25 protein-coding genes and 3 pseudogenes are annotated in these 25,293 nt (G+C 65.0%); 10 read left to right on the top strand and 18 right to left on the bottom strand.

All coding sequences use genetic code 11. From position 1 onward, the window contains the following. The 8 genes from ACSQ9I_RS30775 to ACSQ9I_RS30740 are packed head-to-tail and all read right to left on the bottom strand — an operon-like array spanning position 1 to position 7,509. Positions 1 to 600, bottom strand: a complete 600-nt coding sequence (locus tag ACSQ9I_RS30775; RefSeq protein ID WP_436315880.1) for a nuclear transport factor 2 family protein — start codon at positions 598 to 600, stop codon at positions 1 to 3. A 32-nt stretch (positions 601 to 632) separates the two neighbouring features. Continuing rightward, the gene (locus tag ACSQ9I_RS30770) at positions 633 to 1,724 is read right to left on the bottom strand and encodes an SMP-30/gluconolactonase/LRE family protein (protein ID WP_436315879.1); all 1,092 of its coding nucleotides are present in this window, start codon (positions 1,722 to 1,724) and stop codon (positions 633 to 635) included. Positions 1,725 to 1,745: 21 nt separating this feature from the next. Continuing rightward, positions 1,746 to 2,636, bottom strand: a complete 891-nt coding sequence (locus ACSQ9I_RS30765) for an alpha/beta fold hydrolase (protein ID WP_436315878.1) — start codon at positions 2,634 to 2,636, stop codon at positions 1,746 to 1,748. Further along, a complete protein-coding gene (locus ACSQ9I_RS30760; protein WP_436315877.1) occupies positions 2,633 to 3,448 on the bottom strand; it encodes a shikimate dehydrogenase family protein in 816 nt (271 codons plus the stop codon). Before ACSQ9I_RS30760 ends, ACSQ9I_RS30765 begins: the two co-directional genes overlap by 4 nt. After that, the gene (locus ACSQ9I_RS30755) at positions 3,435 to 4,253 is read right to left on the bottom strand and encodes a sugar phosphate isomerase/epimerase family protein (RefSeq protein ID WP_436315876.1); all 819 of its coding nucleotides are present in this window, start codon (positions 4,251 to 4,253) and stop codon (positions 3,435 to 3,437) included. The genes ACSQ9I_RS30760 and ACSQ9I_RS30755 overlap by 14 nt, the downstream gene beginning before the upstream one ends. Then, positions 4,250 to 5,677 (bottom strand): FAD-dependent oxidoreductase, encoded by a 1,428-nt coding sequence (locus ACSQ9I_RS30750; protein ID WP_436315875.1) that lies wholly within the window; start codon positions 5,675 to 5,677, stop codon positions 4,250 to 4,252. The genes ACSQ9I_RS30755 and ACSQ9I_RS30750 overlap by 4 nt, the downstream gene beginning before the upstream one ends. Before the next feature lie 29 nt (positions 5,678 to 5,706). Next, entirely contained in the window at positions 5,707 to 6,504 is a 798-nt protein-coding gene (locus ACSQ9I_RS30745; RefSeq protein WP_436315874.1) for an alpha/beta fold hydrolase, read from the bottom strand. Between the two features lie 9 nt (positions 6,505 to 6,513). Then, on the bottom strand, positions 6,514 to 7,509 hold the full coding sequence (locus tag ACSQ9I_RS30740) for a Bug family tripartite tricarboxylate transporter substrate binding protein (protein WP_436315872.1): 996 nt from the start codon (positions 7,507 to 7,509) through the stop codon (positions 6,514 to 6,516). A gap of 116 nt (positions 7,510 to 7,625) precedes the next feature. On the opposite strand from ACSQ9I_RS30740, the gene ACSQ9I_RS30735 reads away from it, so the two are divergent. Then, a complete protein-coding gene (locus ACSQ9I_RS30735) occupies positions 7,626 to 8,516 on the top strand; it encodes a LysR substrate-binding domain-containing protein (protein WP_436315871.1) in 891 nt (296 codons plus the stop codon). Between the two features lie 279 nt (positions 8,517 to 8,795). Then, positions 8,796 to 9,044: pseudogene (locus ACSQ9I_RS30730) on the top strand (IS110 family transposase); the annotation flags it as partial. Positions 9,045 to 9,237: 193 nt separating this feature from the next. On the opposite strand, the gene ACSQ9I_RS30725 reads toward ACSQ9I_RS30730, so the two are convergent. The 6 genes and pseudogenes from ACSQ9I_RS30725 to ACSQ9I_RS30700 all read right to left on the bottom strand — a co-directional run bounded on the left by ACSQ9I_RS30725 (position 9,238) and on the right by ACSQ9I_RS30700 (position 12,665). Continuing rightward, positions 9,238 to 9,474, bottom strand: a complete 237-nt coding sequence (locus ACSQ9I_RS30725) for a hypothetical protein (RefSeq protein WP_436315870.1) — start codon at positions 9,472 to 9,474, stop codon at positions 9,238 to 9,240. 146 nt (positions 9,475 to 9,620) lie between these two features. Beyond that, complete coding sequence (locus tag ACSQ9I_RS30720) at positions 9,621 to 9,869, bottom strand: hypothetical protein (protein WP_436315869.1); 249 nt, start codon at positions 9,867 to 9,869, stop codon at positions 9,621 to 9,623. Positions 9,870 to 10,152: 283 nt separating this feature from the next. Then, positions 10,153 to 10,317 (bottom strand): annotated as a pseudogene (locus tag ACSQ9I_RS30715) (CoA transferase); the annotation flags it as partial. A 37-nt stretch (positions 10,318 to 10,354) separates the two neighbouring features. After that, entirely contained in the window at positions 10,355 to 11,002 is a 648-nt protein-coding gene (locus ACSQ9I_RS30710; RefSeq protein ID WP_436315868.1) for a glutathione S-transferase family protein, read from the bottom strand. Positions 11,003 to 11,029: 27 nt separating this feature from the next. Beyond that, on the bottom strand, positions 11,030 to 11,878 hold the full coding sequence (locus tag ACSQ9I_RS30705; RefSeq protein ID WP_436315867.1) for an alpha/beta fold hydrolase: 849 nt from the start codon (positions 11,876 to 11,878) through the stop codon (positions 11,030 to 11,032). Between the two features lie 43 nt (positions 11,879 to 11,921). After that, positions 11,922 to 12,665 (bottom strand): SDR family NAD(P)-dependent oxidoreductase, encoded by a 744-nt coding sequence (locus ACSQ9I_RS30700; RefSeq protein ID WP_436315866.1) that lies wholly within the window; start codon positions 12,663 to 12,665, stop codon positions 11,922 to 11,924. A 162-nt stretch (positions 12,666 to 12,827) separates the two neighbouring features. Between ACSQ9I_RS30700 and ACSQ9I_RS30695 the strand changes: the two genes are divergently transcribed. Beyond that, positions 12,828 to 13,721, top strand: coding sequence for a LysR family transcriptional regulator (locus tag ACSQ9I_RS30695; protein ID WP_436315865.1), 894 nt, complete (start codon positions 12,828 to 12,830; stop codon positions 13,719 to 13,721). A gap of 568 nt (positions 13,722 to 14,289) precedes the next feature. On the opposite strand, the pseudogene ACSQ9I_RS30690 reads toward ACSQ9I_RS30695, so the two are convergent. Continuing rightward, positions 14,290 to 15,172: pseudogene (locus ACSQ9I_RS30690) on the bottom strand (DMT family transporter). Positions 15,173 to 15,525: 353 nt separating this feature from the next. Between ACSQ9I_RS30690 and ACSQ9I_RS30685 the strand changes: the two are divergent. After that, entirely contained in the window at positions 15,526 to 16,179 is a 654-nt protein-coding gene (locus tag ACSQ9I_RS30685; RefSeq protein ID WP_436315864.1) for a hypothetical protein, read from the top strand. A 93-nt stretch (positions 16,180 to 16,272) separates the two neighbouring features. On the opposite strand, the gene ACSQ9I_RS30680 is transcribed toward ACSQ9I_RS30685, so the two are convergent. The 3 genes from ACSQ9I_RS30680 to ACSQ9I_RS30670 all read right to left on the bottom strand — a co-directional run bounded on the left by ACSQ9I_RS30680 (position 16,273) and on the right by ACSQ9I_RS30670 (position 19,658). Beyond that, positions 16,273 to 16,542, bottom strand: a complete 270-nt coding sequence (locus ACSQ9I_RS30680) for a hypothetical protein (RefSeq protein ID WP_436315863.1) — start codon at positions 16,540 to 16,542, stop codon at positions 16,273 to 16,275. Beyond that, on the bottom strand, positions 16,481 to 17,071 hold the full coding sequence (locus ACSQ9I_RS30675; RefSeq protein ID WP_436315862.1) for a hypothetical protein: 591 nt from the start codon (positions 17,069 to 17,071) through the stop codon (positions 16,481 to 16,483). Before ACSQ9I_RS30675 ends, ACSQ9I_RS30680 begins: the two co-directional genes overlap by 62 nt. Before the next feature lie 1,468 nt (positions 17,072 to 18,539). Further along, positions 18,540 to 19,658: a YeiH family putative sulfate export transporter gene (locus tag ACSQ9I_RS30670; protein ID WP_436297148.1), complete on the bottom strand. Its 1,119-nt coding sequence runs from the start codon at positions 19,656 to 19,658 to the stop codon at positions 18,540 to 18,542. Positions 19,659 to 19,736: 78 nt separating this feature from the next. Here ACSQ9I_RS30670 and ACSQ9I_RS30665 point away from each other — a divergent pair, with 78 nt between their 5' ends. The 6 genes from ACSQ9I_RS30665 to ACSQ9I_RS30640 all read left to right on the top strand — a co-directional run. Next, positions 19,737 to 20,726, top strand: coding sequence for a LysR family transcriptional regulator (locus ACSQ9I_RS30665; RefSeq protein WP_436297149.1), 990 nt, complete (start codon positions 19,737 to 19,739; stop codon positions 20,724 to 20,726). A gap of 339 nt (positions 20,727 to 21,065) precedes the next feature. Further along, positions 21,066 to 21,899, top strand: coding sequence for a GntR family transcriptional regulator (locus ACSQ9I_RS30660; RefSeq protein ID WP_436297150.1), 834 nt, complete (start codon positions 21,066 to 21,068; stop codon positions 21,897 to 21,899). A gap of 4 nt (positions 21,900 to 21,903) precedes the next feature. Beyond that, a complete protein-coding gene (locus tag ACSQ9I_RS30655) occupies positions 21,904 to 22,875 on the top strand; it encodes a Bug family tripartite tricarboxylate transporter substrate binding protein (RefSeq protein ID WP_436297151.1) in 972 nt (323 codons plus the stop codon). 5 nt (positions 22,876 to 22,880) lie between these two features. Next, positions 22,881 to 24,110, top strand: coding sequence for an aconitase X (locus ACSQ9I_RS30650; protein ID WP_436297152.1), 1,230 nt, complete (start codon positions 22,881 to 22,883; stop codon positions 24,108 to 24,110). Further along, positions 24,107 to 24,583: an aconitase X swivel domain-containing protein gene (locus tag ACSQ9I_RS30645; RefSeq protein WP_436297153.1), complete on the top strand. Its 477-nt coding sequence runs from the start codon at positions 24,107 to 24,109 to the stop codon at positions 24,581 to 24,583. The genes ACSQ9I_RS30650 and ACSQ9I_RS30645 overlap by 4 nt, the downstream gene beginning before the upstream one ends. A gap of 107 nt (positions 24,584 to 24,690) precedes the next feature. Further along, positions 24,691 to 25,293 (top strand): FAD-binding protein (locus tag ACSQ9I_RS30640; protein WP_436315861.1); only part of this gene is annotated, 603 nt, incomplete at its 3' end.

The raw sequence follows: 25,293 nt of genomic DNA, 5'->3' as shown, positions 1-25,293 counted from the left end.
TCAGAGCGGCTTGCCGGCGAGCCATGCCTTGCCGCGGGCGTACAGCTTTTCGACTTCGGCTCCCTCCAGCTGTGGCATGTCGAGCTTGACCTTGTAGCCGATCTGCGTCTGGATGTAGGCCAGGTGCCGATAGCCGGCCGGGAACTTCGAGATTGCGGCTTGGTCGAGTTCGAGCTTGGCGCTCGGGTCGATCGGATCCACGCGATCCTTCTCGTAGATCGGCTGGCGGATGACGACGCCCCAGCGGCCGTTGCGCTTCTCGACAAAGTCGTAGAAGCGTCCCGTGAAAACCACGTCGCAGGCGACGCCTTGCACATCGCCTCGCTGGGAGATGGTCATCTTCGTCTGCACGATGGCGCGATCGCCGGCCAGGTCGATCGAAGTCCCGCCCAGGAAGTGCAGGATGCTGACCCCCTTGGCCCAGCCCTCCTTCGTCACCCGGATGAATTCGGAAGCCGGGCCCTGGAACCACGTCGCGTGCATGACGCCGTCGTCGTGCCACACGGTGGCAAACCGCTCCCAGTCGCCTGCGTCGCGCCAGACGGCCCAGTTCTCGATGAGATCGCGGATGGCGAGGCGGTCGGTCAATTCGTTGGTCATTCGATACTCCTGTTCGTCGGACAAGGGCCGCCTCAGCGAGTTGGCGCTAAGCCGGCCTTGCCCGCTCGCAAGCGATAGATGTTGCCCACGCCGACGGTCGCGACGTAGAGCGTGCCCGCCTCGGGCCCGCGTCCGAAGCCGAGATTGACTGGGCTCTCGCGGTTCGGCAGCGGCAGCCGCGCGGCCAGTTCGCCATTCGGCGTCATCACATAGATACCGGGCCCCGACGGTGCGCTCGGCAATGCGAGATAAACATTGCCCTCGACGTCGGTGATCATGCCGTCTACGCAACCGGCTTTCTCCAGGTCGAGCAGCACGCGGGACGCACCGGTTGGCCTGCGGCGTCGAGCGGATAGGCTACCAGACCTCCCGTGCCCGCGCGGTCGAGGGCGGGCGTGCCCTGCTCGCCGAGCGCGTTGGTGCCGGGATCGCACAGGCCGACATGCAGCGTGCGCCCGTCGGGCGACAGTTCGACGCCGTTCATCTTCGCGTTGTCGCCGAGGATGCGTGTGCGCGGCCACAGGCCCTTGGCGCCTGTTGCGGGCGGGGTCGAGCCGGTAGACGGCGTTGATGCGCTGCTCGAGCGTCTCGGGGCCGAACAGGCGCAGGTCCGAGAAGTAGATGCGACCCGCGCGGTCTATGGCCACGTCGTTGGGGGCGTTGAACTGGCGGCTCTCGTGGAAATAGGCGACCACGCGGTAGCTGCCGCTGTGCAGGTCGGTGATCGACACGCGGCGCCCGCCGTAGTCGGCCCCTTCGGCCGTTACGAGGCGGTCCTGCGCGTCGATGGCGAGGCCAGCTGCCATGTTGCTGGGCTCGAGGAAGATGCGCGGCTTGCCGCCGGGCGGCACGACCCAGATCCGGCCGCCCTGCACGCCGGCCGCGTCGCTGCAGCCGACCGAGCGCGTGATCTCGGTGAAGTAAACGCTGCCGTCGGACGCGCTCGCGACGCCTTCCATCACGCCGCAGCCGCCCGAGTGCACAAGCTCGAAGGATGGCGCGGGAAAGAATTCCTGCTGGCGCGCAGGGACGGCGTCGCCCAAGTCGCTCAGGCGCAGGGGCGCGGGCTGCGCGTGGCTCTGCAGGGCGAGCAGCAGGCTCGCCAGGATCATCGGTCGTCGCATGGGTGTCTCCGTGGTTGTTCGTCAGGCGTGGCGTTGCAGGAAGGGCAGGAGCTGGGCCAATACTTCGTCGGGCGCTTCCTCGGCCAACAGGTGGCCGCAGTCGATGGTCCCGCCCTCGACCTGGTCGGCCCAGGTTCTCCAGATCTCCAGCGGATCCGGTGTTGTCGTGTTCGACGCACACCACAGCACCTGCAGCGGGCAGGCGATGCGGCGGCCTGCTGCGAGATCCTCGCGGTCGTGCTGCAAGTCGATCGAGGCGGCGGCGCGGTAGTCCTCGACCATCGCGTGGCGCACCGACTCCCTGGCGAAGGCCCGGTGGTATTCGGCGAGCGCCTCGGGCGTGACGGCGTCGAACTTGAGCACGGCATTGCGCAGCGACCAGTCCAGGTAATACGCTGGGTCGGCGCGCAGCATGCGTTCGGGCAGATCGAAGGGCTGAGCGAAGAGATACCAGTGAAAGGCCTTGAGTCCGAAGGCCATGCCGGCGCGCTGCCACATCGCCTCGGTCGGGATCACGGTGAGCGAGGTGAACGCGCTGACGGCCTCGGGCCGGTCGAGACACAGGCGGTAGCCGACGCGCGCGCCGCGGTCATGGCCGACGACGGCGAAGCGTTCGAACCCCAGCGCCTGCATCAGCCCGATCTGGTCGCCCGCGAGCGTGCGCTTGCAATGGTGGATGTGCAGCGGATCGCCGCCGGGCCCGGTGCTGTCGCCGTAGCCACGCAGGTCCGGCGCCACGACAGTGAAGTGGGCTGCGAGCACGGGCGCGATGCGGTGCCAGGCGACGTGGGTCTGCGGATAGCCGTGCAGCAACAGCAGCGGCGGCCCGCTGCCGCCGACCTCGGCGTGGATCGTCGCATCGCCGAGCGCGACCCGATGCACCGCGAAGCCGGGAAAGAAGGCCGCGCTCATCGCAGAGCACCGCCGAAGAAGAAGTCGGCCATCGCTTCGAGTTGCTCGTTCATCATGTGCCGGCCGTGCACGATGCGCGCACCCAGTTCTTGCCCACGCGCGAGAAGTGGCGTGGTAGCCGGCTCCATGATGACGTCGGCGACGGTGTGGCCAGGCCGGATGGCCGACAGTGCGACGGGCAGCGGGTCGCTCTTCTTCATGCCTGCGGGCGTGGCGTTCACGACGAGATCGCGTGGACTCGCGGCGTCCCAGCTGCCGGCTACGTGGCCGAGCGCGCGCAGACGCTCGACCAGTGCCGCGCGCTTCGCATCATCGACATCGTGCACATCGATCGACGCCGCGCCGGCCGCCGCCAGCGCCAAGGCGATCGCGTTGCCTGCCCCGCCCGCGCCCACCAGTCCGACGCTGCGCCCTTCTACGTCGAAGCCGTTGCGCACCAGCCCTGCGAGAAAGCCCGCGCCATCGAGCAGGTCGCCTTGCCAACCCTCGGTGGTACGCCGGATGACATTGACGGCCTGCGCTTCGCGCGCGGCGCGCAGCAGTTCGATCGGCAACCCGGCCACGCGCTGCTTGTGCGGCACTGTGACGACGATGCCCGCGACGTTGCACACCGCGTGCAATGCGCGCAGCAAACCCGCCAAGTCGCCACCTTGCACATGCAGCGGTACCAACACCGCGTTGATGCCGCGCGCTTGCAGCAGGCGCGTCAGCGGCAGTGGCGCTTTCACCTGCGCAATCGGGTCGCCGATGATGCCAAGCACGACGGTGTTGCCGTCGAGCCGCAGGCCGTCCCAGGATTCATTCGTTTCCATGGCCGTTTCCTTGCAAGAAGTGATGGGTTGCGCGGTAGGCTGCGGCGGCGCGCTCGTGCACGCCGAGCGTGGCCATGCGAATGGCGCTCGGCGCTTCAACCGAGAGGATGGCGCCGGCTGCCAGCTGCGGCAACAAGCGGTGCACCGGCAGCTCGCCCTCGCCTGGATAGAGCCGGTGCGCGCGCCCCTCTTCGCCCGCCGACAGGCCCGGATGGCGCTGCGCAGGGGCGTCGTTGATCTGTATGAAATGGCGATCGATGCGCGGGTCGGCCATGTCTTCGGGCGCGCAGCCTGCGCGAAAAAAATGCAGCGCATCGACGACCACGCGCACCGCATCGCTTCCCGATGCCTCGGCCAGTTCGCGCGCGACACGCAGCGAGCGCGCTGCCGTGTAGACCATGAACTCGAGGCCGAGGCTCAGGCCATGTGACTGCGCGTGAACGGCCAGCACGCCGATGTTCCGCGCCGCGCGGCCGAGGTCCGCGTCATCCACGTTGACCATGAGCCGCCGTGCGCCGAGCCTTTGGGCAGAGGTCAGCACGCCCGCGAGCGCCCGCACGTCGAAATCAGGCTTGATGCGCACGATCTCGATGTCGTGCACCGTCATGCCCAGATTGCGCAAGCGAGCGAGCGTTTCGCACATCATCTCGCCGCCATCTTCCATGGGGAACGGCTGTTCGCCGGGCCGAGCGGGATTCAGCCGGATCCCGACGCCGCGAAAACCCGCCGCATGCGCCGCCTCCACCAGCAGGGGCGGCGGCGCATCGAGCATGCCGAGGTGCGCGAGCGACAGCCTGAAACTCATGCGGGCACCGCGACGCTGGCCTGGCGCAATGGCACACCCTGCGCGCTCAGCAGCGCCTGCAGACGCTTCACGTCCACGTCGCGCGGCAGCACGCCGCTGTCGGCCGCGAGCGCCGCCGCCGTGCCGGCCGCCTGTCCCGTGAGCCAGCATTGCGGAATCTCGCGCAGGAAGCCGTGCGAGTTGGTGTCGCAGGCGATGTGCTTGCCGGCCGCGAGCACGCCGTCGAGCGTCTCGGGCACGAGTGCGCCGTACGGCACCGAGATGTTGGGGAAACGCGGCGATGGACTCGGGCTGATGCCGATCTCGTCATCCTCGACCGCGCCGGCGTCCCAGCCGCTGCGCAGCACGCGCTTCACGCCCACGAGCCGCCGGCCGTGTCGCGTGCCGATTTGCGGTGCCACTAGCATGATCCAGGCGTGCTCGAAGCCCGGCGCGTGGGCGCGATAGAAAGCCAGGTGCTCGGCCATGCTCTTGCGCGATTCCCATTCGACCTGCGTCATCTCGTCGACATCGAGCGCGCTGAAGCCCGACTTGCGTGGCCCGAGGAAAGTCGCGACGTCGTTGCGCCACGAGACGATGGGTTTTTCGAAACTTCCGATCTCCTCGCGGCCGCGTGCCATGAAGCCGGAGAAGGCCTCGGGCTGACGCGCGCGGAAATCGAGCCAGCGCTGCATGTCGACGCCCGCGAACAGCCAGGAGGTGTTGATGCAGTGGTGGATTTCGTGCGTGTCGATGTCGGAGTCGAAGGCCGCGCCCGCCGCCGCGTAGAGGTCGCCTTCGCCGGTGGTGTCGACCACGACCTTGGCGAGAATCGCGCGGCGGCCCTGCTTGCTTTCGAAGACAGCCCCTTTCACGCGACCGGCCTCGGCGATCGGCGCGACCATCCAGCCGTGCAGGATCAAGTCGACGCCGGCCTCGCGCGCCATTTGGTGGTAGACGCCCTTGAGGATTTCGGGGTCGATGGTCGGCGAGTGCGTGACCACGCCATGGAAGGCGGCCGTGCGCAGCCCCCAATGGGCGGCCGCGTCCGGGTCCTGCGACCCCCAGTCCTTGCGCGGCGGCCCGGCGATGGCATCGGCACCGAGGCGGTCCATGAACTCGGCCGCGAGGCCCTGGATCACCGGCTCGCCCTGCCAGTCGGTCATGCGGTCGATCCAGATCACGAGACCGCCGGTGGAAAGCCCGCCGAGGTGGTTGTAGCGTTCGAGCAGCACCACGCGCGCACCGGAACGCGCGGCGGCGACCGCAGCCGCCACGCCCGAGGGTCCGCCGCCCAGCACCAGCACGTCACAGCGCTCGTGCACGGGTATTTCGCGTGCGGCTTCGGTGATGTGGCCTTGCGGCGTACGTTGCTTGCGTTGGCTCTGGCGTGCGTTCACGTCGGAGCGGAAAAAATGACGTTCTTCGGCGGTAAGGGTTCCCATCGTGCAGCTTTCAAACAAAGAGGTTGGAGTCAGGCCGCGAGCTCGCGCAGCAGGTCGCTCAGCGGGCCAGGCGCGATGACCATCGCGTCATGGCCGGTTGCAAGCGTGCGTGTGCGCCAGCCCGCATCGGCGCGCACACGCGCCTTGGTCGGCTCGAGCGTCGCGATCGGGTCGGCCGTGCATTCGATGTACGTCTTGGGCAGGCTGTTGCCGAGCGGGGCCTTGAGTTGCAGCGGCTGCAGATAGGTGCCCACAGGCTGCGGCGTCATGTGGCGCTGCACCCAGGCCGCGTCGGTGGGGTCTTTGACGCCGAAGGCAGACGGCGGCAAGGCAGGTGCCGCGCCCACGCCGGCGCCGGTCTCGCGGATCGTCTTCAGGCGCTGGTCGACCACGGCCTGCGGGAAATCCGAGAACAGGCTCTTGCCGGGCTCGAGCAAGAGCGCGTCGAGGAACACCAGCTGGCGCAGCCGGGCGCGTGCACGGTCGGCCACGCCGGAGATCACGATGCCGGCATAGCTGTGGCCGACCAGCACCACGTTCTCGAGTTCTTCGAAGTCGAGGAGGTTGACGACGTCGTCGATGTGCGTGTCCAGATTGACCTGTGGCGACAGCAGATGCCGGCGCTCGCCGAGCCCGGTGAGCGTGGGCGTGTAGACCGCGTGCCCCGCGGCGCGCAGTTGCGACGCCACGCGCGTCCAGCACCAGCCGCCGTGCCAGGCGCCGTGGACGAGGACGAAGGCCGGCTTGTCCGCAGGGCCCGCTGCGCGCAATGGCTGCACAAGGCTCGCGGCAGCGATGCCTGCAGCGAAGAGATGTCTGCGTTGCATCGTGAGCCCCTACTCGCTGCGTGCGCCCGTAAGCTTGATCACGCCGCCCCACATCGCCGTGTCCTCGGCGATCTTGTGCGCGAGCGCATCGGGCGCGCTGCCGATGGCGAGCCAGCCCTGGTCGAGTAGGCGCTGTTTCACCTCGGGCGTCTGGAGGATGCGGGCGATCTCCTGCGACAGACGGTCGGCCACCGGAGCGGGCATGCTGGCGGGCCCGAAGATGGCGTTCCACGAGGCCACGTCGAAGCCCTGCTTGCCGAGCGCCCACTGGATCGGCGGCACATCGCCCGAGCCCGGGAAGGCCGTGGCCGTGCTGACGCCGTAGAGACGCAGCCGTCCACTCTTCGCCTGCGGCACGGCGATCGACGGGATCATGAACGACAGGTCGATCTGCCGGCCCATGAGTGCCGTCGCGACCTGCGGGAAGCCCTGGAACGGCACATGCACGGCCCGGATGCCGGTGTGGGTCTTGAGCAGCTCCATCGCCAGGTGGGAGCCCGAGCCCGGTCCGATCGAGCCATAGCTGAGCTTGTCGCCCTGCGCCTTCGCGAAGTCGAGGAAGCCGTGCAGGTCGGTGGCCGGCATGGCGGTGCTGCCCGCGAGCACGAACGGACTGCTGGCGACCAGCGAGATCGGCCGCAGGTCGCGCGCCACGTCATAGGGGGTGGAGGGCGTCAGCGCCTTGGCGGTGGTGAGCGGGCCGTTGCCCGTGAGGCCGATGGTGTAGCCGTCCGTCGCGCGCGCCACAGCCGCGACGCCGATGCTGCCGGCCGCGCCGACCTTGTTCTCGACGATCACCGGCTGCCCGAGAGCCTGGGCGAGCGGATCGGCGACCACGCGCGCCAGCGTGTCGGGCGACGAGCCCGGTGGGAAGCCGACGATCAGGCGCAGCGGCTTTTGCGGCCAGCCGGCGGCAGCCTGGGCGAAGGCCGGCACCAGCGACGCGGCAAGCGCACTCTGCAACAGGCGGCGCCGGCGTGATGAAAAGGCGGGTTCGGGGTGCATGGGTGTCTCCAGTCTTTGTCGTTGCCCTCATTGTTGGGTCGTGGTGCAGCTCGGAACGTGATACTTTCTGATTCGCTGCATCACGTTTCGTGATGCACTCGTCCCTGGAGCCCACCATGCCTGCACCCGCCGATCCGCGCGCGCCGCGCAGCCACACCGTCGACATCGACCTGCTGCGCGTGTTCGACACGCTGCTGCGCGTCGGCAGCTTCACCACGGCCGCCAAGGCGCTGTCGCGCACGCAATCGGCCGTCAGCATGCAGCTGCGGCGGCTCGAGGAGCAGCTCGGCGCGCAGCTGGTGATCCGCGGCACGCGCAAGCTGGGCCCGACGCTCGAGGGCCAGCAGTTGCTGCCGCTCGCGCGGCAGATGCTCGGCCTCAACGACCAGCTGTTCCACGATGTCGACGTCGCGGAGGTCTCGGGCAGCATCCGCATCGGCTCGATCGAGCACTACGCGACGCGCGTGCTGCCTGCGCTGATCGCAGAATTCTGCCGGCTCTATCCAAGGATCCACGTCGAGCTGCAGCATGGCGTGTCGTCGCTGATGCATGCGGAGCTCGGCTCACGCTACGACCTGGTGGTCGGCATCGGACCGGTGGGTTCGGGGGAGGGGCTGCGCCTGTCGAAGTCGCGCGTTGTCTGGGCTTCAACGCCGGGCTCGGCCACGCATCTTCAACGTCCGCTGCCGCTGGCGCTCAATCCCGAGGGCGCGATGCTGCGGGACTGGGCCACGCATGCGCTCGACAGCGCTGGCATCCCGTGGCGCATCGCCTACACAAGTACAACGGTCACGGGGTTGGAGGCGGCGGTGCGCGCGGGCATCGCGATCGGCGTGTTTCGCGAGGCGACGATCTCCAAGCGGCTCAAGGTGCTGGGCGCCAGGGAAGGCATGCCGGCGATGCCTGAATGCGAGGTGTGGCTCGCGGCTGTGCCGTTGCCGGGGCGCAAGGCCGTGGAGTTGCTGGAGGCCTTTCTGATTCACAAGCTGCGCAAGTCGCAGCGCTGACTCGACCCGGGCGCGCTGCTTCATGGCATGGCCGCGAGGCCGAACCTTGACCCTGGTCGTGGCACTCGACGCCCCCACGCCCCCGTCGGTTTCTATGCCGCACGCGTCATGCTGTGCGGCGATCAGTTTTCGGATTTCAGCGGCCGCTAACGCCGGCGACAGCTGTTGGCCGAGATGGGTATGGACACCGCTCCTTTTTCCGGTGGCGAGGCCCTTGGAACATCGAAGGGCTTCGATGTGACAGAGTGGAATTTCGATAACCCACTTTAGGAGCTCGAAATGTATGCCACGACGTATGGGCTGGACGTTGCAAAGCGCGTGTTTCAGATGCACTGGGTCGACGTTGAAACCGGTGAGATCGTCAATCGACGATGTGGCCGCGACGAGCTCATCAAGTTCTTATCGCAGCGAGTTGCAGGACGCGTGGCGTTGGAAGCGTGCGGCAGCGGACACTGGTGGGCCCGCAAGATCAGGGAGCTTGGACACGACGTTGTGCTGTTGCACGCGAAGTTCATTCGGCCCTTTGTCCTTGCTCGATTGTTGCTCGCGCGAGGGTCAGTGTGCGTGCTTTTATAAGCTGAGGTCGGAAGACCGCTTTTGGCCGACCACGGTCAGGGACGCCAAACGTCCACCGCGCCCGCGTTGGTCGCAGAAGCGAGGACCATTTGGCTGCGCCAATCAACAAGGATTGGGGCCAGCCGCTGCAGAGGGCTGCCTGATGTCAGCCCAGTCTGTGCCGCACGAAGTTGTCCATCTCGATTGCCAGCTTCGCGGCCGTGCGCTCGAGTTGCTCGACAGCATCGATCTCGGCGACCGAGGGGTCGGGTCCCGCCCCCTTGACGCACGCGAACTGCTTGCTGGTGAGTTCGGCCCGAAGGGCGAGCGCCCTCTCCTGGGTTTCCTGCCATTGGTCGTGCAGAGCACGCCACATCTTCAGTCCTTCCGGATCTTTCGGCATATCCGCCTCCATCAATCGGAGCACGCAGTATGAACCTGCCCGAAAACCCTTATCTTGCACGAGACCGCGCACGGCGCCGGCGTCAAGGGCGTGGCCTTCTGCCGGCTGCTCGACGGCCGCGAATGGAATGGGGTGCCGCCGTGATCTCAGCTGGTGTTCAGCTTGTCGATATTGGTCTGGTCGATCTGCGCGAGAACGCGCGCCACTATCAACGGCGTGGTCTCCGACGCGCTCTGCCCTTCCACAGTGCCGCCGCCGATCTCGTGCCACTTGCCATCCAATAATAGGATCCAAGCCTTGTAAACGGTGTCGACCGGACCGTGGGCGAGCGTGACACGGTAAGTTACCAACCTGTGCGTTGCCGGTTGAACGTGTTCGCCTTGAATCGTAGGCATCGCGCGCTCCTCATCGGAAGGGCCACAGTATGAAGGAATTTCCATCCTCTTCAGCCTCGTCCATGGTGCGCGCGATCCTGGCTGGCACGAAGATGCAGACGCGACGCGTGGTGAAGCCACGGCGCGATCGGTACACCCGTTGCGAGCTGGCGACTCACGAACCTTCAGTTCACCTTGACTTCGACGCAATCCTTGGCGAAGTTGCCGGGCCCTAATCTCGCGGAGCTGGAATTGAGAGGTCGGGTCGAGCGTCCGCTTGTGGCCGCATTTTGCGGCTGGCGCCCGACTCGCCCTGCGTCTGCGGCAGCCAGCCGCGTGTGTCGTCGCCAAGGCTCACGGGCTCGACTTGGTCACTTCGGCGCCCCAGCTCGCCCAGATACTGCCCGCACAACGGTCCAGCCAACACTTTGCTGAGATCGACGACTTTCAGGCCTTGCAAGGGCCGCACACACTGTCTCCTTATGGGGCGCGTTGCATTGCGAACCTTACGCCAGCGCGCTCGGGCGCTTCGATACCACGTCATACCAGCGCTTCAGCGCAGCATGCGTCTCGGGTACGGGGAGATTGATCGCCTTGGCGGCGAAGTCCACAGTGACCAGGGCCGTGACGTCGGCGGCAGAGTAGCGATCGCCGGCAACGAAGGGGAACTCCCTCAGGCGGGCATCGAGGTCGGCGAAGAAATTCTTCACCCGCAGCTTGCTGCGCTCCGCCAACTCGGGGATCTGTTCGTAGTCGTGCGGGCCGGCGATTGCGCGGCTCTTGAGGCCTGGCGCAGCGTTGCGGATGGCTTCCATGACCGCAGCGAAGCCCTCCAGCTCGGCGCGCCGCTCCCACATTGCGATCAGACCCTTGTCCTTGGGCGTGGTGCCCAGCAGGGGCTCTTCGGGAAAGGCTTCGTCGAGATAACGCATGATGGCCGGCACCTCGCCGATGAGGGTGCCATCCTCCAGCACCAGCGTCGGGACCACGAGGCGCGGATTGATCGCGCGGTAGGCTTCCGAGCGCTGCTCGCCCGTGCCGAGATCGACAGCGACAAGCGGGACCGTCAAGCCCTTTTCGGCCAAGAGAATTCGTACGCGCCGCGAATTCGGCGAGGTGGGGGAGTGGTAAAGCTTCAGGGTATCGGGGGTCATGCGAAAAACGGAATGAAATGATGAGCTCTACTCGGACAGGAAGTCCGAGACGTGGCGGACGAAGCGCTTCGGGTACTGATACTGCGAACCGTGGTTGGCGTCCGGGTAGATGATCAACTGAGCTTTGGGGATGTTCTGCTGCAGAATCCAGGAGTTGATGGAGTAGATGATCACGTCGTTGTCGCCGTTGATGATCAGCGTCGGTTGCAGGATGGTCTTGAGGTACTCATAGGAACCCTCACGCTGCACGCCCCACTTGCCGATGGCCTCGATCTGGGCGGGCGCCACCTTCTCGTTCACCTCGGGATCGCGGTTTTCAGTGCGGCGGAGGAAGCGCTTCAGGAAATCGCGGCCCGCGGCCTGGCTGGCTTCCGAATCGGTGAAGTGGACCTTCAGCCAGATCTCCTCCGGCACCTCGTAGGTGGCACCGAAGATCCGTTGCGCTTCCGGGGTGAGGGTCGCCATGTTCTGGCCCCCGCGCGGGCCGGTGCCGACCAGCACCAGGCGCCGGACCAGCGCAGGGGCCTGCAGCGTGATCTCCTGGGCGACGAAGCCGCCGATCGAGAAGCCGAGCACATCAACCTGCTTCAGTCCCAGCGCCTTGATGAAGGCGATGGCGTTGGCGCCCATTTCCTCGACCGTGGTAGGCACCTCGCCCGAACTGTTGGAAACGCCCGCGTTGTTGAACAGGATCACCTCTCGTGTCGCCGCGAGGCCGTCGGTCACCAGCGGGTCCCAGTGGTCCATCGTGCCGGTGAAGTGCATGTTGAAGACCAGCGGCACGCCACCCGGTTTGCCGAAGCGTCGGTAAGCGAACCGAACACCGGCCGCGTCAACGAACTGCGTCGGCGCGGTCTGGTGAGTATGCTGGGTCATTGAAACTCCTTCTGAAATATTCGCGTGCCAGGAACTCGATCTGTCAGCGGCTCTTGCCGCCATCGACGTTGATGACTTGGCCGGTGATGAATGAAGCTTGGTCCGACGCGACGAAGACAATCGCGTTGGCGAGCTCTTCCGAGAGACCGAGCCGAGCCATCGGAACAGTCGTCGCCAGAGCCGCCTTGTTCTCCGGCGTGCCCGTGAAACGGGTCAGCATGCCGGTGTCCGTAGGGCCAGGCGCCACGCTGTTCACGCGAATTCCCGACTTGGCGACCTCGAGTGCCACCGACTTGGTGATGCCTTCGACAGCGTGCTTGCTGCCAACATAGACAGAGGCCCCCGCCGCGCCCTCGTGCCCGTAGGTCGACGAGATGTTGACGATGCTGCCGCTGCCCTGTTCCTGCATGACGCGCACTTCGTGCTTCATGCTGAGGATCACGCCGAGAACATTCGTGTCGAACGTCGCGGCATAGCTTTCCGCGGTCTGGTCCGTGATCGGGCCCACCTGGCCCTCGGTGCCGGCGTTGTTCACCGCGACATCCAGACGGCCAAACCGTGCGACGGTCTTGTCGACCAGAGCGCGGACCTCATCCTCCTTGCGGACGTCGGCATTGATGAACTCGGCCTCCGAACCGAAAGCGCGCAGCTCCGTGACGAGCGCCTTGCCGGCCTCATCACGCCGGCCGGCAACGACCACCTTCGCGCCCTCCTTGGCAAAGGCGACGGCGGCGGCACGGCCGATGCCTGTGAGGGCTCCCGTGATCAAAACGACTGACTTGTTCATTGCGTGATTCCTGATGAAAAGATTGATGCCTATAACTTCCAAGTAGCAGGGACTTGTCTCGTCTGTCGACTACCCATGCGTCCATGCAGGCCACTGTAGGTTTCCGATGCGCGCTTGAAAAAGACCTCGTAAGCTGGGCGGCATACCTTTCAGGCATGGGATATGGAGTTGAGGCATCTGCGCTATTTCGTGGCCGTGGTCGAGGAAGGCAGCCTGACGACGGCCGCCGAGCACCGGCTCCACACCTCCCAGCCTTCGCTGAGCCGGCAGATTCGCGACCTGGAGTACCAGGTCGGTGCCGAGCTGCTGTCTCGCAGCGTGCATGGCGTGGAGCCGACAGCCGCGGGCAAGGCCTTTCTCGACCACGCCCGGCTGGCGCTGGCGCAGGTCGATGCGGCGGTGGAAGCGGCGCGCAGGGCCGCACAGCCTGCAAGAAGGACGTTCGCCATCGGCTTCCAGACCGGTCACGAGATGAACTGGCTGCCGAAGGCGCTGCATGTGTTGCGCGACGAGCTGAAGAGCATCCAGGTCACGATCACGAGCGACTACTCGCCGGACCTCGCCGAGGCGCTCGTCCGTGGCCGGCTTGACATGGCCTTCCTGCGCGCCGAGCCGACCTTCGACCTGGGCTACGAGGTGGTGGACCACGAGCCACTGATCGTCCTGATGCCGCGCGACCATCGCCTCGCCAGCCGCGAGGCGATTCACCCACGGGAATTCGTCGGCGAGGTCTTCATCGGCGGTTCGAACAAGGCCACAGTATTGCGCGCCGTGACCGAGGACTATCTGCGCCGTTCTGGGCTCGACATCAAGCTGGACCATGGGGTCGACAACATGGCGATGGCCATGTCCCTGGTCGCGTCCACCCGCGGACTGGCGCTCATGCCCGCCTATGCGAAGAATCTGCTGCCAGGGTCCGTGGTCGGCCGTCCGCTGGAGGGTGAGGCGCCAACGATCGATCTGGTGGTGGGTTTCAGCAAGGCAAACACTTCGCCGATTCTCAAGCTGTTCCTATCGCGCCTCGACGAACTGGTGGGGCCGAACCAGAAGCACTGACGCCGCGCCGACAACCCGACTCGGCGCGGTCGACGGCTTTCTGGCCACGAATCCACCGATGCGACCTACCGGTTTGGGTCGAGAGCGGCGTCGAGAGGCTGCTTTCTGGCATCCACATTGAATGGCTGGTGATGGGGCCGATTCCGGCTGTCGGCCGCATTCTGCCCCGCACTGCCCCGCCTGCTCTGCCCTTCCCATTGCCTACGCCTGTGCGGGCCTGGCGCCGATCCCGCAGATCCCCTTGGCCTGGGGTCGGCGCCTCGCCAGCGGGCCAGCCGTAGATGGTCCCGGCGCCCCAGACGGCCGCGAATTGGTTTGGCCAACGGCCCCGGTTCCGCAGTCGCCGATCCTCATCGCGCTCCCCCACTCATCAACCGAAGTTCGCGCGGCGCTCGCTGCATGGCGCTTGAGGGGCGTCCTCGAGGTGCCTACCAACTTTGGTAGGGGGACGTGACGCCTGACCTGCCGCCCTCCTGTGGTCTTCAGCGAGCGGGTCACGAAGCAGCAACAACGGCCAAGCCAGGGCGTCCCTCTACGCCACCGGCTGCTACGGAACGCAGCGCGTCACTCAATCGGCGATGGGCGCTTTCTGAAACGACCATCCGAGGTTCATCCCGGCGGCGGCGATCAGGATTGCGGCCGTGCCGACGAACTGCAACGCCTTGAGCGTGTGATCGAAAGCAACGAAGTCCACCACCATGGCAAAGATCGGATAGAGGAAGGACAGGGCGCCAACCGAGTGCGTTGGCAGCTTCTGGATCGCGCCGTACAGCAGCGCGAAGACCAGGCCGGTATACACCGCGCCCATCACCACGAAGTCGGCCCAGGCACGGGAAGGCTCGCCAAGTCTGCGAAGGGCGCGAGCATGACCGTGCCAACACCAACATGGATCAATGCGATGAGGTGCGGCGGCATATCGCCGAGCTTCTTCGTCACGATCGCCGCGATGGCGTAGAGGAACGCCGCGCCGAGCGCCATGAGGACGCCAGAAATGTAGGCGGCGTCTGCGCCGGCATAGGCCGCCGTCGATGGCCTCGCTTGGACAATGAGCAGCACGCCGGCGAAAGCGATGCCGAGCCACATGAGCTTCGTTGCAGTAATGCGCTCGGAGAAGAAGATCGCGCCGAGGGCGACCAGCATGAACGGCTGGGTGTTGTAGACCGCGATGGCCACCGAGATCGAGGCCCGGGAGAACGCCTCAAAGATCAGCAGCCAGTTGAGGACGATGGCGGCTCCGCCGAGGGTCGCCCAGCCGAGGTGTTCGAGGGTGAGCTTGCCCAACAGTGATCCAGTGATGGCACAGACTACCAGCAATGTCGCCGCCCCGAAGACACAGCGCCAGAACACAGCTCGATGACCGGCTGCCCGGAGCGCACGACGAACCAGCCGATGGTTCCCGAGATCAACATGGCCGCAATCATCTGGAGCGCGCCGATCGTTCTTTTGTTCATTGCCTCTGAGAGTGCCATGCAAGGGGGCCATCCGTTGCCATGCCCAAGATAGTTATCCGGCTGAACTGTTTACTTGTGCTCGCCTTGAGGGTTGAGTCCGCCGGCTCGCCGCTCGCGACTCGGAAACCGGGGGCATTTCTGTCCAGTTGAGGCACCCGGCATGAGGATGCAGGCCGGGGTGTTGCGCCCTGCCCATGCCAAGTGGTTGTGGCTGCCGCCGCCCAGGTCGTTCCGCCCTCCCCTCCTCACCATGGGGAGGCCCTCGCCGACGCTGCGCTTGCGAAACGACTGCTGAAGTGGAGAATCGATTCGCCGGTGCTCTAAATAAGAACGCTCAAACGGACGGAGGGATCGTGCCAAACAAGCCCAAACCCCTGGTAGACGAGAAGCCGACTGTGGTGCAGAAAAGGTGGTGGGAAATCGCGTCGGACCTGATTACTAAGGCCGATGGATTGACCAAAGCGCTGGCCACATTGTTAAGTGCAGCCATTTTGGCGTGGGGTCTGATCGCTTCGCGCTCATCACCTACGCCGCCTGCAGTTCCTACGACCGCTCAGGCCACCACCGCCGATCAAGCATCTGCCCTCGCTCCAGCCGCCCAGTCGAATGCCGGAAGCGTGGAGGCTCCTGATGAGCAAAAGCCCCCTTCGCCTCCTCCACGCGTTATCGGCGAAGTGGGTTGGATCTACGTTGGATCGCGAAAGGACGGGCAATGGTGGAGGGACAACCGGGAGGTAGCGAAGACATTGGCCACCGCGGATGTTCCGCTGCTCGGCTCGGCATATGTGGCGACCGGCCAGATTTATCTGCGAAAAGCTCCCCCTACCGAGCTACCTGATGGCCGCCGTCCCCCAATGGAGCCGATCGTCGTTCGCGATGGCGAAGAGCTCGTTGTTCAAATAGGGATGCGCGTGAAGGTTGACAATGTCCGCGAGGTGTTCGTAAACGAAATGCCCAGTGTTCCGCGCACGTGGGTTTGGGCGCACGTGACCGTTCTCCACCCGTAACAGCGACTCCCGCGTAGCCGGGCGGGCTGTCGTGCTTTGCATCTTGAGCCGCCTTCGGCGGTACGTGGGCCTCCGGCACTTCCTCGACGACATCTAGGGTTCGGCGACATCGAGGAACGCCAGGAGCTGTTCCATGGTGAAGCTGCAACTCCTACCAACAAGAAAAGTTCGGGCGTATCGATCGAGCAGGGCTTGACTCGGCTTCAGGCCCGTCTTCAACTTCGCCCGGATCACCTTCCGATTGGCCTGGGTGTTCTCCATTCCCTGCATGAACACCTCGGTCATCAGCCGCTCGCGCCGCTCAGCCACAGGTTTGCCTTTGCAGGCCGCCTTGATATACCGGGCCACCACGATGAACAGCATCTTCTCGCAGTGAAGTACTTGAGAAGGCCTCGCGGCTGTATGCGTCGTCGAGGCTTCCATGAGTGAACAAGCGTTCGACGAACGCCGGAACGTTGAGCTCCAGGAACCCAACTTTGACCTCTTGCTCTGGGGCCAGCAGAACGAAGAAGGGTGCGGCCTGGTCCAGCTTGGTCGGCGCGATGGCGTGAAGGCTGAAACACGCCGCACCGATCACGCAGAGATTGTTGAGGGTCGAAACGTTGATCTGCTGCAGCAACGCGCCGAGCTCGGTCCATGTCATCGCCTCCCCAGGCTCGCCTAGCACCAGGCCATCCCCACGGTTCCCGTGAGCGTCTAACACCAAGATAGGACGGAGCCCATGTTCCCTGGCGTGGTGATTGATGTCGTTGAGGACTACGACCAATTCCGATCGACGCTTAACGTCGAGCCTGGAAAAGTGGAAACCAATACGATTGGAGTGCGCCGCGACGTCCTCCGTCATTCGTCGGGATGGACCGAACTCAGCCTCGGGCAGGCTGACGATCCACACGACGGAGTTGCAGGAGAAACCGCTGTCGAGTTGCTTAGCACCGCGGTTGTTGAACAGGATCGGATGCTACGGCACGCGGCTGTGGTTCTGTGCTGCTGTCCGGGGTCAGGGACACTGCCGGCGTTCCGTGACTAGGCTTGCCATCACGGAAACAGCCTGCGGGGTTAGCGGTCGGTCACAGCCGTCAGCTCCTGGTCGGTTCCGGCTGTCGGCCGAATTCTGCCCGCCCCGCCCTGGCCTGTCCTTCCCACTGCCGGCGCCTGTGCGGGCCTGCAGCGCATCTCAGCCGATCCCCTCGCCCGGCGTCGCGCCTGCGGGCCAGGCGCTTCGAGGTGGCCTACCAACTTGGTAGGGGACGTGACGCTTGACGTCACGGACATCACTGCTCGCAGCCGGTAGATGGCGCACGGCCGCGCCGCTGGCGGGGGCAATCGGCTCGCCGACAACTGCCACGGTCGGCCAAGCACTCAGTCGGCGGCCGGCGCTTTTTGAAACCGGGGTCAAAGAACGCTGCTACCAACGGTCAAGATCCGGTGCAGGGTGTTCGCCCTTTGCCTCGACGAGTTCCGTCAAGCTCACGCTCCGCAAATGGAGGGCGCAGTGAGAGCAACGCAAGAACCTACCGACATCGTCGTATTCGTCAAGTTCTCCTGTGCAACTGGGGCACCAAAGCCAGCGGCCGAGCCCGGGTTCTCGAGGTTCATTCTTCGGCGGGTCGACGCCATATACCGCTGCGCGAATCGAGCCCTGCAGTTGCGGGCTGAAGCCGCCCCACTCTTGGCAGTGCACGTGGTGCCCCATTGTCTGCTCGCATTCGCTTGCGCATATCGGGCAATAGATCGGGCGAACGTGACGAGGTGAGCTACGCGGCGAATCTGGCATCAGGCTGGTCCAAATGAAAGGTCACCAAGAAGGTCTGGTGGTCCAGGCGCGCACGCGCTTCAGAGGCCAGGTTCGACGGTCCGCTCGACCGCCGCTACCGCCTTGTGACGGCATTCTGCCTTGCCCGCGATAGATGCGAAGGCCCCGCGGCGCCTCGGTCGGTTGTACACAGCTGCGCGTTGGCAGGCGATATCCACTCCATTTCACCATCCGAGAAATAGAGAACAAACAGTGTCGCATCGGCTCAACTACTGTGTCGCATGACACGCTGTCATGCGACACCGATCCTTCAACTGGCTCGCAAAACGCGGCAAGGACTTACCCGGCTTTGGTGACGCGGGTCAGACGTGATTGCGACAGCATTTGTCCGCCCACCACGGGTTTGCGACACTAAAGGCGCCTCAGGCTCCTCGGCTACAACATGCTGACAATAAATTCGTAAAGATGCTTCGGATAGCCATGGGGCGACGGGTGGGACTGCGGGTCGCAACTGGGCTCCGGGAAGTGATGAAGAGAATCGGGCAGGCTTGCTGCGGTAGAGGGCGAATCGGCGTGGTTTATTCCATCGGGACGCAAATTCGACGCCTCACCCCAGCAGTGCCGGCACCCAGCGGTTGATCAGCGCGCCGCCGGCGACCAGCCAGGCAAACAGGATCAACGCCAGCAGCAGCGGCTTTGCACCGGCCTTGCGGATGGCACCCAGGTGCGTGGCCAGGCCGAGTGCGGCCATCGCCATCGCCAGCAGCGCGGTGTCGAGTTCGGTCGTGGCAGCGACGACCGAGGTGGGCAGCCAGCGCAGCGAGTTGAACAGCACCACGCCGACGAAGCCAAACGCGAACCAGGGCACGGCGAGCTTGCCTTTGCCGCCGGCTTGCCCCGGCTCGGGAGCTGCGTGCCGCATCGCATCGCGCGACAGCCAGGCCGACAGCATCACCAGGAAGGGTGCGAGCATCATCACCCGCACCATCTTCGCGATCACGGCGGTGTCGGCCGCGTCCGGCCCCACGGAGCGCGCCGCAGCCGCCACCTGGGCCACCTCGTGGATGGTCGAGCCGGCGTAGATGCCGAAGCCGTTGGCGCCGCCCGGGATCAGCCGCAAGTGCTGGTTCAGCTCGAACAGCAGCGGGTACAGGAAGATCGCCAGCGTGCCGAACACCACCACGGTGGCAACGGCGACCGCGACCTGCTCGGCACGTGCCTTGACCACCGGCTCAGCCGCCATCACTGCCGCGGCGCCGCAGATCGAGCTGCCGGCGCCGATCAGCATCGCGGTCTTGCGATCCATGCCCAGCCAACGGGTGCCGATCCAGCAGGCGAGCGCGAAGGTCGAGCTCAGGACCAGCGCATCGATCGCGACGCCGGCGATGCCGACATGGCCGATGTCCTGCACCGTCAGGCGCAGGCCGTAGAGCACCACGCCCAGACGGAGCAGGTTCTGCTTCGAGAAATTCACGCCCGCGTCGCTGGCCGCCGCGAAGCGCGGGTAGACAGTGTTGCCGACCAGCATGCCCAGCACGATGGCCAGCGTCAGCGCGCTGAAGCCATGGTCCTGCAACCAGGCGATGCGGCCCAGCGCCATGCCGGCAGCAGCCAGCGCAGCGCTGAGTGCCAGGCCGGGCAGCAGGCGGGGCCAGGTGTCACCACCGCGAGAAGGCGGCTTCGGCGACGTGCGCCCGACAGTGGTGGTCTGGACAGCGGTTGTCATGGCGGATCCGTTCGATGTGGCAATGAAGCGCAGTCTGGATCGCCTCGTTCGACCCGTCCAACGGGTTGTCTGCGTAAGATGTACCTGTTGAGTCGCTATAAACGGGAGAACCTCATGGATGTGCTCCGCCTGACGCTGCGGCAGCTTCAGATCTTCGTCGCCGTCGCGCAGAGCGGCAGCACGACGGCTGCGAGCACCGCGATCGCGCTGTCGCAGTCGGCCACCAGCGCAGCGGTCAACGAGCTCGAACGGCTGCTGTCCTTGCGCCTGTTCGACCGCACCGGCAAGCGGCTGCTGCTCAACGACAACGGCCGTGCGCTGCTGCCGCGCGCCCAGGCGCTGCTGCATGGCGCCAGCGGCGTCGAGCGCATGGCGCGTGATGGCAGTGCGCAATTGCAGGCGCTGCGCATCGGTGCCAGCACGACGATCGGCAACCATGTGCTGCCGGCCCTGCTGGCAGGATTTCTGGACGGCCACCAGCACGCCGCGGCGGACTGGCGCTCGAGTGTCGCCATCGGCAATACAGGCGACATCTGCGCCCGTGTCGCGGCCTTTGACCTCGACATCGGCCTGATTGAGGGCGCCTGCCACGAGCCGTCTCTGGAGGTGCACCCCTGGCTGCGCGACGAGATGGTCGTGGTGGCGGCGCCGGCGAAAGCACGCCGCAGCGATCCGGCGGAGCGGTGGCCCGTGAAGGCCTTGCGCGACGTGGTCTGGTTGCTGCGCGAGCCGGGCTCTGGAACGCGCGAGGCGACCGACCAGGCGCTGCTGCCCCACCTGCGCTCCTACCGTCGCAGCATCGAGCTGGGCAGCTCCGAGGCCATCAAGCATGCCGCGGCCGCCGGGCTCGGCGTGGCCTGCCTGTCACGCTGGGTGGTGGACGATCTGGTTCGGGCCGGATACCTGCGCAAACTCGCGACGACCCTGCCTGCCATCACCCGCCAATGTCATTGGGTCGTTCACAGAGAAAAGCAGATCACGCCGGCTTTGCGCCGACTTGTTGGGCAGCTTCCTGATGCTGGAAGTCGAGTTCTCAGATGGGACGCGTCTCTTCGTGGACTGTCGTGACGGTGGACAAAACTCGTAGTAAAGCAGCCCCTTTCGGCTTTGAGTGTTGTCCTATGAATAAAGTCGTAAAGAGCGCCACTGCATGTTTCGCGGCGCTGCCGCCGCAACTGCATCAGCTCCCTCCAATGACTCAACGCCTCCAATAGCCTAGGCGCGCGACCGCGGTCGCTCTGAGGTCGGGAACGACCCAGATCGAACTTGATCCTGCCTCTGCGCAGCACAACGGCCACGGCTTGCATCTGCTGGATAACCACTACTAAATTTCTCTTGCGTAGCGGCCAGAGTCGAACTAGAGTAATACATCTTAGGATAACCTAGTACAACACAAGATAACTCACCATGCGAAAGTCAAAGGCGCCAAGTCGGCCGCTCATCGACGCGGCGAGCTCTGAGCCGCTCTATCTGCAGATAGCACATCGACTTGCTCAAGACATTACGAGCGGGCGGCTTGCGCAGGGGGCGAGGGTACCGAGCGAAGCGGAGCTCATGGAAAGCTACAACGTTAGCCGCGTCACCGTCCGTCAAGCCATCCAACTGCTGACGCGCAATGGACAAGTCGTGCCGAGGCGAGGAAAGGGGACCTACGTGGCCCGCTCCGAGTTCCAGCACGATCTGAGCACGCTTCAGGGTTTTCAGGACGCTTTGCGGAACCAAGGCGTCGATCCAGAGACCACGTTGCTCGAGTTTTCTGTTTCGGCGGGCCGTGTCGATCCGACGCTTCCCCAGGGACTCGATTTGCCGGTGAGGTTGCGGCGACTCTACTGCGTGGATGGTGCTCCCTTCGCAGTCGTCGAAGGATACCTGCCCGGCTCGGCCGCTCAACTTGGAGAGCAGCGTGCTCGGCACCTCTCGGTCTACGACATCCTGCAGCAATTCTTAGGGCTTCGAATCGCGCGGGCGGATGTCGAAATACGCTGCGCGCAACCGAGCCCCCAGGTAGCGCGCGAACTTGGACTCTCTAGTAGCGCGAACGTACTGGTGATGCAGCGGACCTCGTTCACGCTGCCTGGCGTGGCTTGCGAGTACGTGCGAATCCATATCGTTCCTGAGCGCTACAAATTCAAGCTGAGCCTGCCCGGCCCCCTGGAGATCGTTCGATCGCTGGTGCCGACACAGGATGCACGCCTGCGCCCCAATGACCGCGCAACTTCATCTGCTAACGACAGGAGGTAGCTCTGTGGCCCAGTTCACGTTCAATCGTCGTCTGTTCATCGGCGCAAGCATCGGCTCGCTCCTGGTTGGAAGAAGCTTCGCCCAGCAATACCCTTCGAAGCCGATTCGTCTCGTCGTGCCTTTTCCGGCTGGTGGGCCGACCGACATCGTCGCGCGGCCCATCGCGCAGCTTCTCGGGAGCGCCTTGGGACAACAGGTCTTCGTGGACAACCGCGGTGGTGCTGGCGGCGTGATTGGCGCGGACGCGATAGCAAAGGCGCCGCCGGATGGCTATGCACTTCTGATGGGGACAGTTGGCACGAGCGCCATCAACGCCTCGCTTTACAAGAAGCTGCCGCACGACCCAGTCAGAGATTTCACGCCCGTCGCGACAGTCGCAAGCGCGCCGGTCGGAATCGCTGTCCATCCGCGAGCGGGCTTCGCCTCGCTCAGTGCTCTGGTTGCGACGGCAAAGGAAAAGCCCGACTCGATTCAATTCGGTTCCGCTGGCAACGGTACGCCAGGACATCTCGCCGGCGCCATGTTCTGTGATGCCGCCGGCATCAAGATGCAGCACATCCCGTACAAGGGGAGCGCGCCAGCGATTACGGACCTGCTGGGCGGGCAGATCACGGTCATGTTCGATCCTCTGCAGTCGATACTGCCGCACGTGCAGGCCGGAAAGCTGAAGGTGCTGGCCGTCACGAGCTCCCGACGTTCCTCGTTGCTCCCGGACGTGCCCACCGTGGCCGAGTCCGGCTGGGCCAACTTCGAGACCACCGCCTGGTGGGCGGTGTTCGGACCCGCTCATCTTCCGCCTGACATATCCAAACGCCTGGCAAGAGAACTCGATCAGATTGTGCGATCGGCCGAGTACCGCCAGCGCCTTGGCAACGTTGGCGTTCAGCCGTTGAGCGTGCCGCTCGACGAGTTCCAGAAGTCAGAAACCGCCAAATGGGGCGCCGCTGTGCGCAACGCGGGCATCACCCTCGAGTAAATATCATGATCCTCAACGATGAAGAGCAAGCAATGTTGAACGGCGACGCCGGGTTTGTCGTGCAAACCGCAATCAGGCATCAGATCGCCGTGGGTGATTTTTTTGGCGCTAAGGATTTTGTGCGAGTGAGCCAGGCGCACATCATGGCGGACACCGAAAGTCTGGGGCAGGCCGGTGTGCAATGGTTGGAGCGACTCGCCGATGCGGAGGAAGGCGGTGTCCGCATCCCGACCATCACTGATCCTCGCGGCACCGACTTCAGCAAGGCCAGCAATCTCGGTCAGGCCGATTGGATGCTTGAACTTGAGCGTCGTGCGATCGCAGCTTTCGAGAGACTCGGTGTCAGCATGACCGACACCTGCATCAATTATCAAACCGTGCTCGCTGCCACGCGTGGGGAGCACGTGGCATTCGGCGACACGGGCGTCGTTATCTATTCCAACTCTGTCGGGGGCGCTCGCTCCAACTTTGAAGGCGGCCCCTCCGCCTTGTCCGCAGGTTTGACAGGACGTACACCGCGCTACGGCTATCACCTTGACGCGCACCGCCAAGCGACCGTGCGGATCCAAGTCGACTGGACGCCTAGGGAGCTGAGCGACTGGGGCGCGTTGGGCGGCGTCATAGGTCGCCTCGCCGGAAACTACTGGGCAGTGCCGGTGGTCGAGGGGCTGGCCGGCGCCCCCACATCCGATGAGTTGAAGCATTTCGGTGCAGCCATGGCGAGCTTTGGTTCCACGGCGCTGGTCCACTTGGTAGGGATTACGCCGGAGGCTTACACGCTCAAGGATGTCGGCGGCGATCGTCTTCCAGTTGCACACCGTATCGGAGAGGCCGACATCAAGGCGCTGAGAAGCAGCTACGCGACAGAGAAGAGTGTCGACGTGGTCGTGTTTTCGGCGCCGCAGTTGAGCCTGTACGAGTTGAGGCAACTGTCTGGACTCTGCGAGGGTAGAACGTTCCGCCGCCCTCTGCTCGCGGTTACGAGCCCGCAGGTCAAACCTGATTGCGACCGCTTTGGCTACACCAAGTTGATCGAGGCAGCGGGCGGGACGGTGCTGTCGGGGATGTGTTTCTATCAGTCATATGCCCGTGAAATCAGTGAAGCCAAGGGATGGAAGCGCTTGGCGACGAACAGTGCGAAGCTGGTCAATATCTTGGGAGGCTATGGCTATACGCCTATGTTGGCAACGATGCAGGAATGCGTGAGTGCCGCTGTATCTGGAGAACTGCAATGATCGAATTTGTCGCCCGCCATGCGATGGGTGCGAAGGTATCTGGCGTCGCCTTGGTGGCCCATGATGGTCTGTCGGCGCGCTATGACTTGAACCGGTTGACTGGCGTGTTCTCTCGTCCGACCCACAAGTTGGTCGGGCTGTCCTATGTTGACCGAATCCTGATCCTCGATACCGCAAAGGGCGGCGTCGCCTCGGCTTGGATGCTGCACGAGATGAAGTCGCGGAATATGGTTCCCAAAGCGATCATCTTCAACACCGTCAACACGATCTTGGCGCAGGGCGCCGCGCTGGGAGGCATCACGATGCTGGCAGGATTCGATGTGGACGTGACGGCGCAGATTCCGCATGGTTCCACGGTAGAAGTGGATCCTGGAACTCGCACGCTGCGTGTTCTCAGCGCTGGGAGCGGGACGGTGGCTCTTGCGGAGGTCGATCATCGACCCAATCCCGTCGTGCACATGCACGAGCGCTGATCGGCTGGTGACTCCTTGCTTCATAGAGATCGAACTTTCCCGGTGGCTTCATTTGCCCAAGGTATCGCCCTCCCCTCCGGGAGTGCTCCCCGGGTAGCGGAGATGATGTGATCGCGGTGGACTCGCTCGATCGAGCCGTTCCGGCGAATCTGACCGAACGCCAGTCGCAGGTGGTGCGCGCGCTGCAGGCCCACCTGCCGGCGCACGCGCTGATCTGGAACGCCGAGGACACCACGCCCTACGAGTGCGATGGCCTCACCGCCTATCGCCAGCGCCCGCTGGCCGTGGCCTTGCCGGAGACCGAGGCGCAGGTTGCGGCCGTGCTCAAGACCTGCCACGCGCTCGGCGTGCCGGTCGTGGCGCGCGGCGCGGGCACCGGGCTCTCGGGCGGTGCGATGCCCAACGCCGTCGGCGTCACGCTCTCGCTGGCCAAGTTCAACAACATCCTGAAGATCGATCCTGTCAGCCGCACCGCGGTGGTCCAGTGCGGGGTGCGCAACCTCGCGATCAGCGAGGCGGCCGCGCCTTTCAACCTCTACTACGCGCCCGACCCCTCGAGCCAGATCGCCTGCACCATCGGCGGCAACGTGGCCGAGAACTCGGGCGGGGTGCACTGCCTCAAGTACGGCCTCACGCTGCACAACGTGCTGCGCGTGCGCGGCTTCACCGCCGAAGGTGAGGCGATCGAGTTCGGCAGCGAGGCACTCGAC

The sequence above is a fragment of the Variovorax sp. LjRoot84 genome (assembly GCF_964254305.1).
Classification (GTDB): Bacteria; Pseudomonadota; Gammaproteobacteria; order Burkholderiales; family Burkholderiaceae_C; genus Variovorax.
The sequence above is the reverse complement of the archived record's forward strand: the minus strand, read 5'-3'. Positions and strand labels throughout refer to the sequence as shown.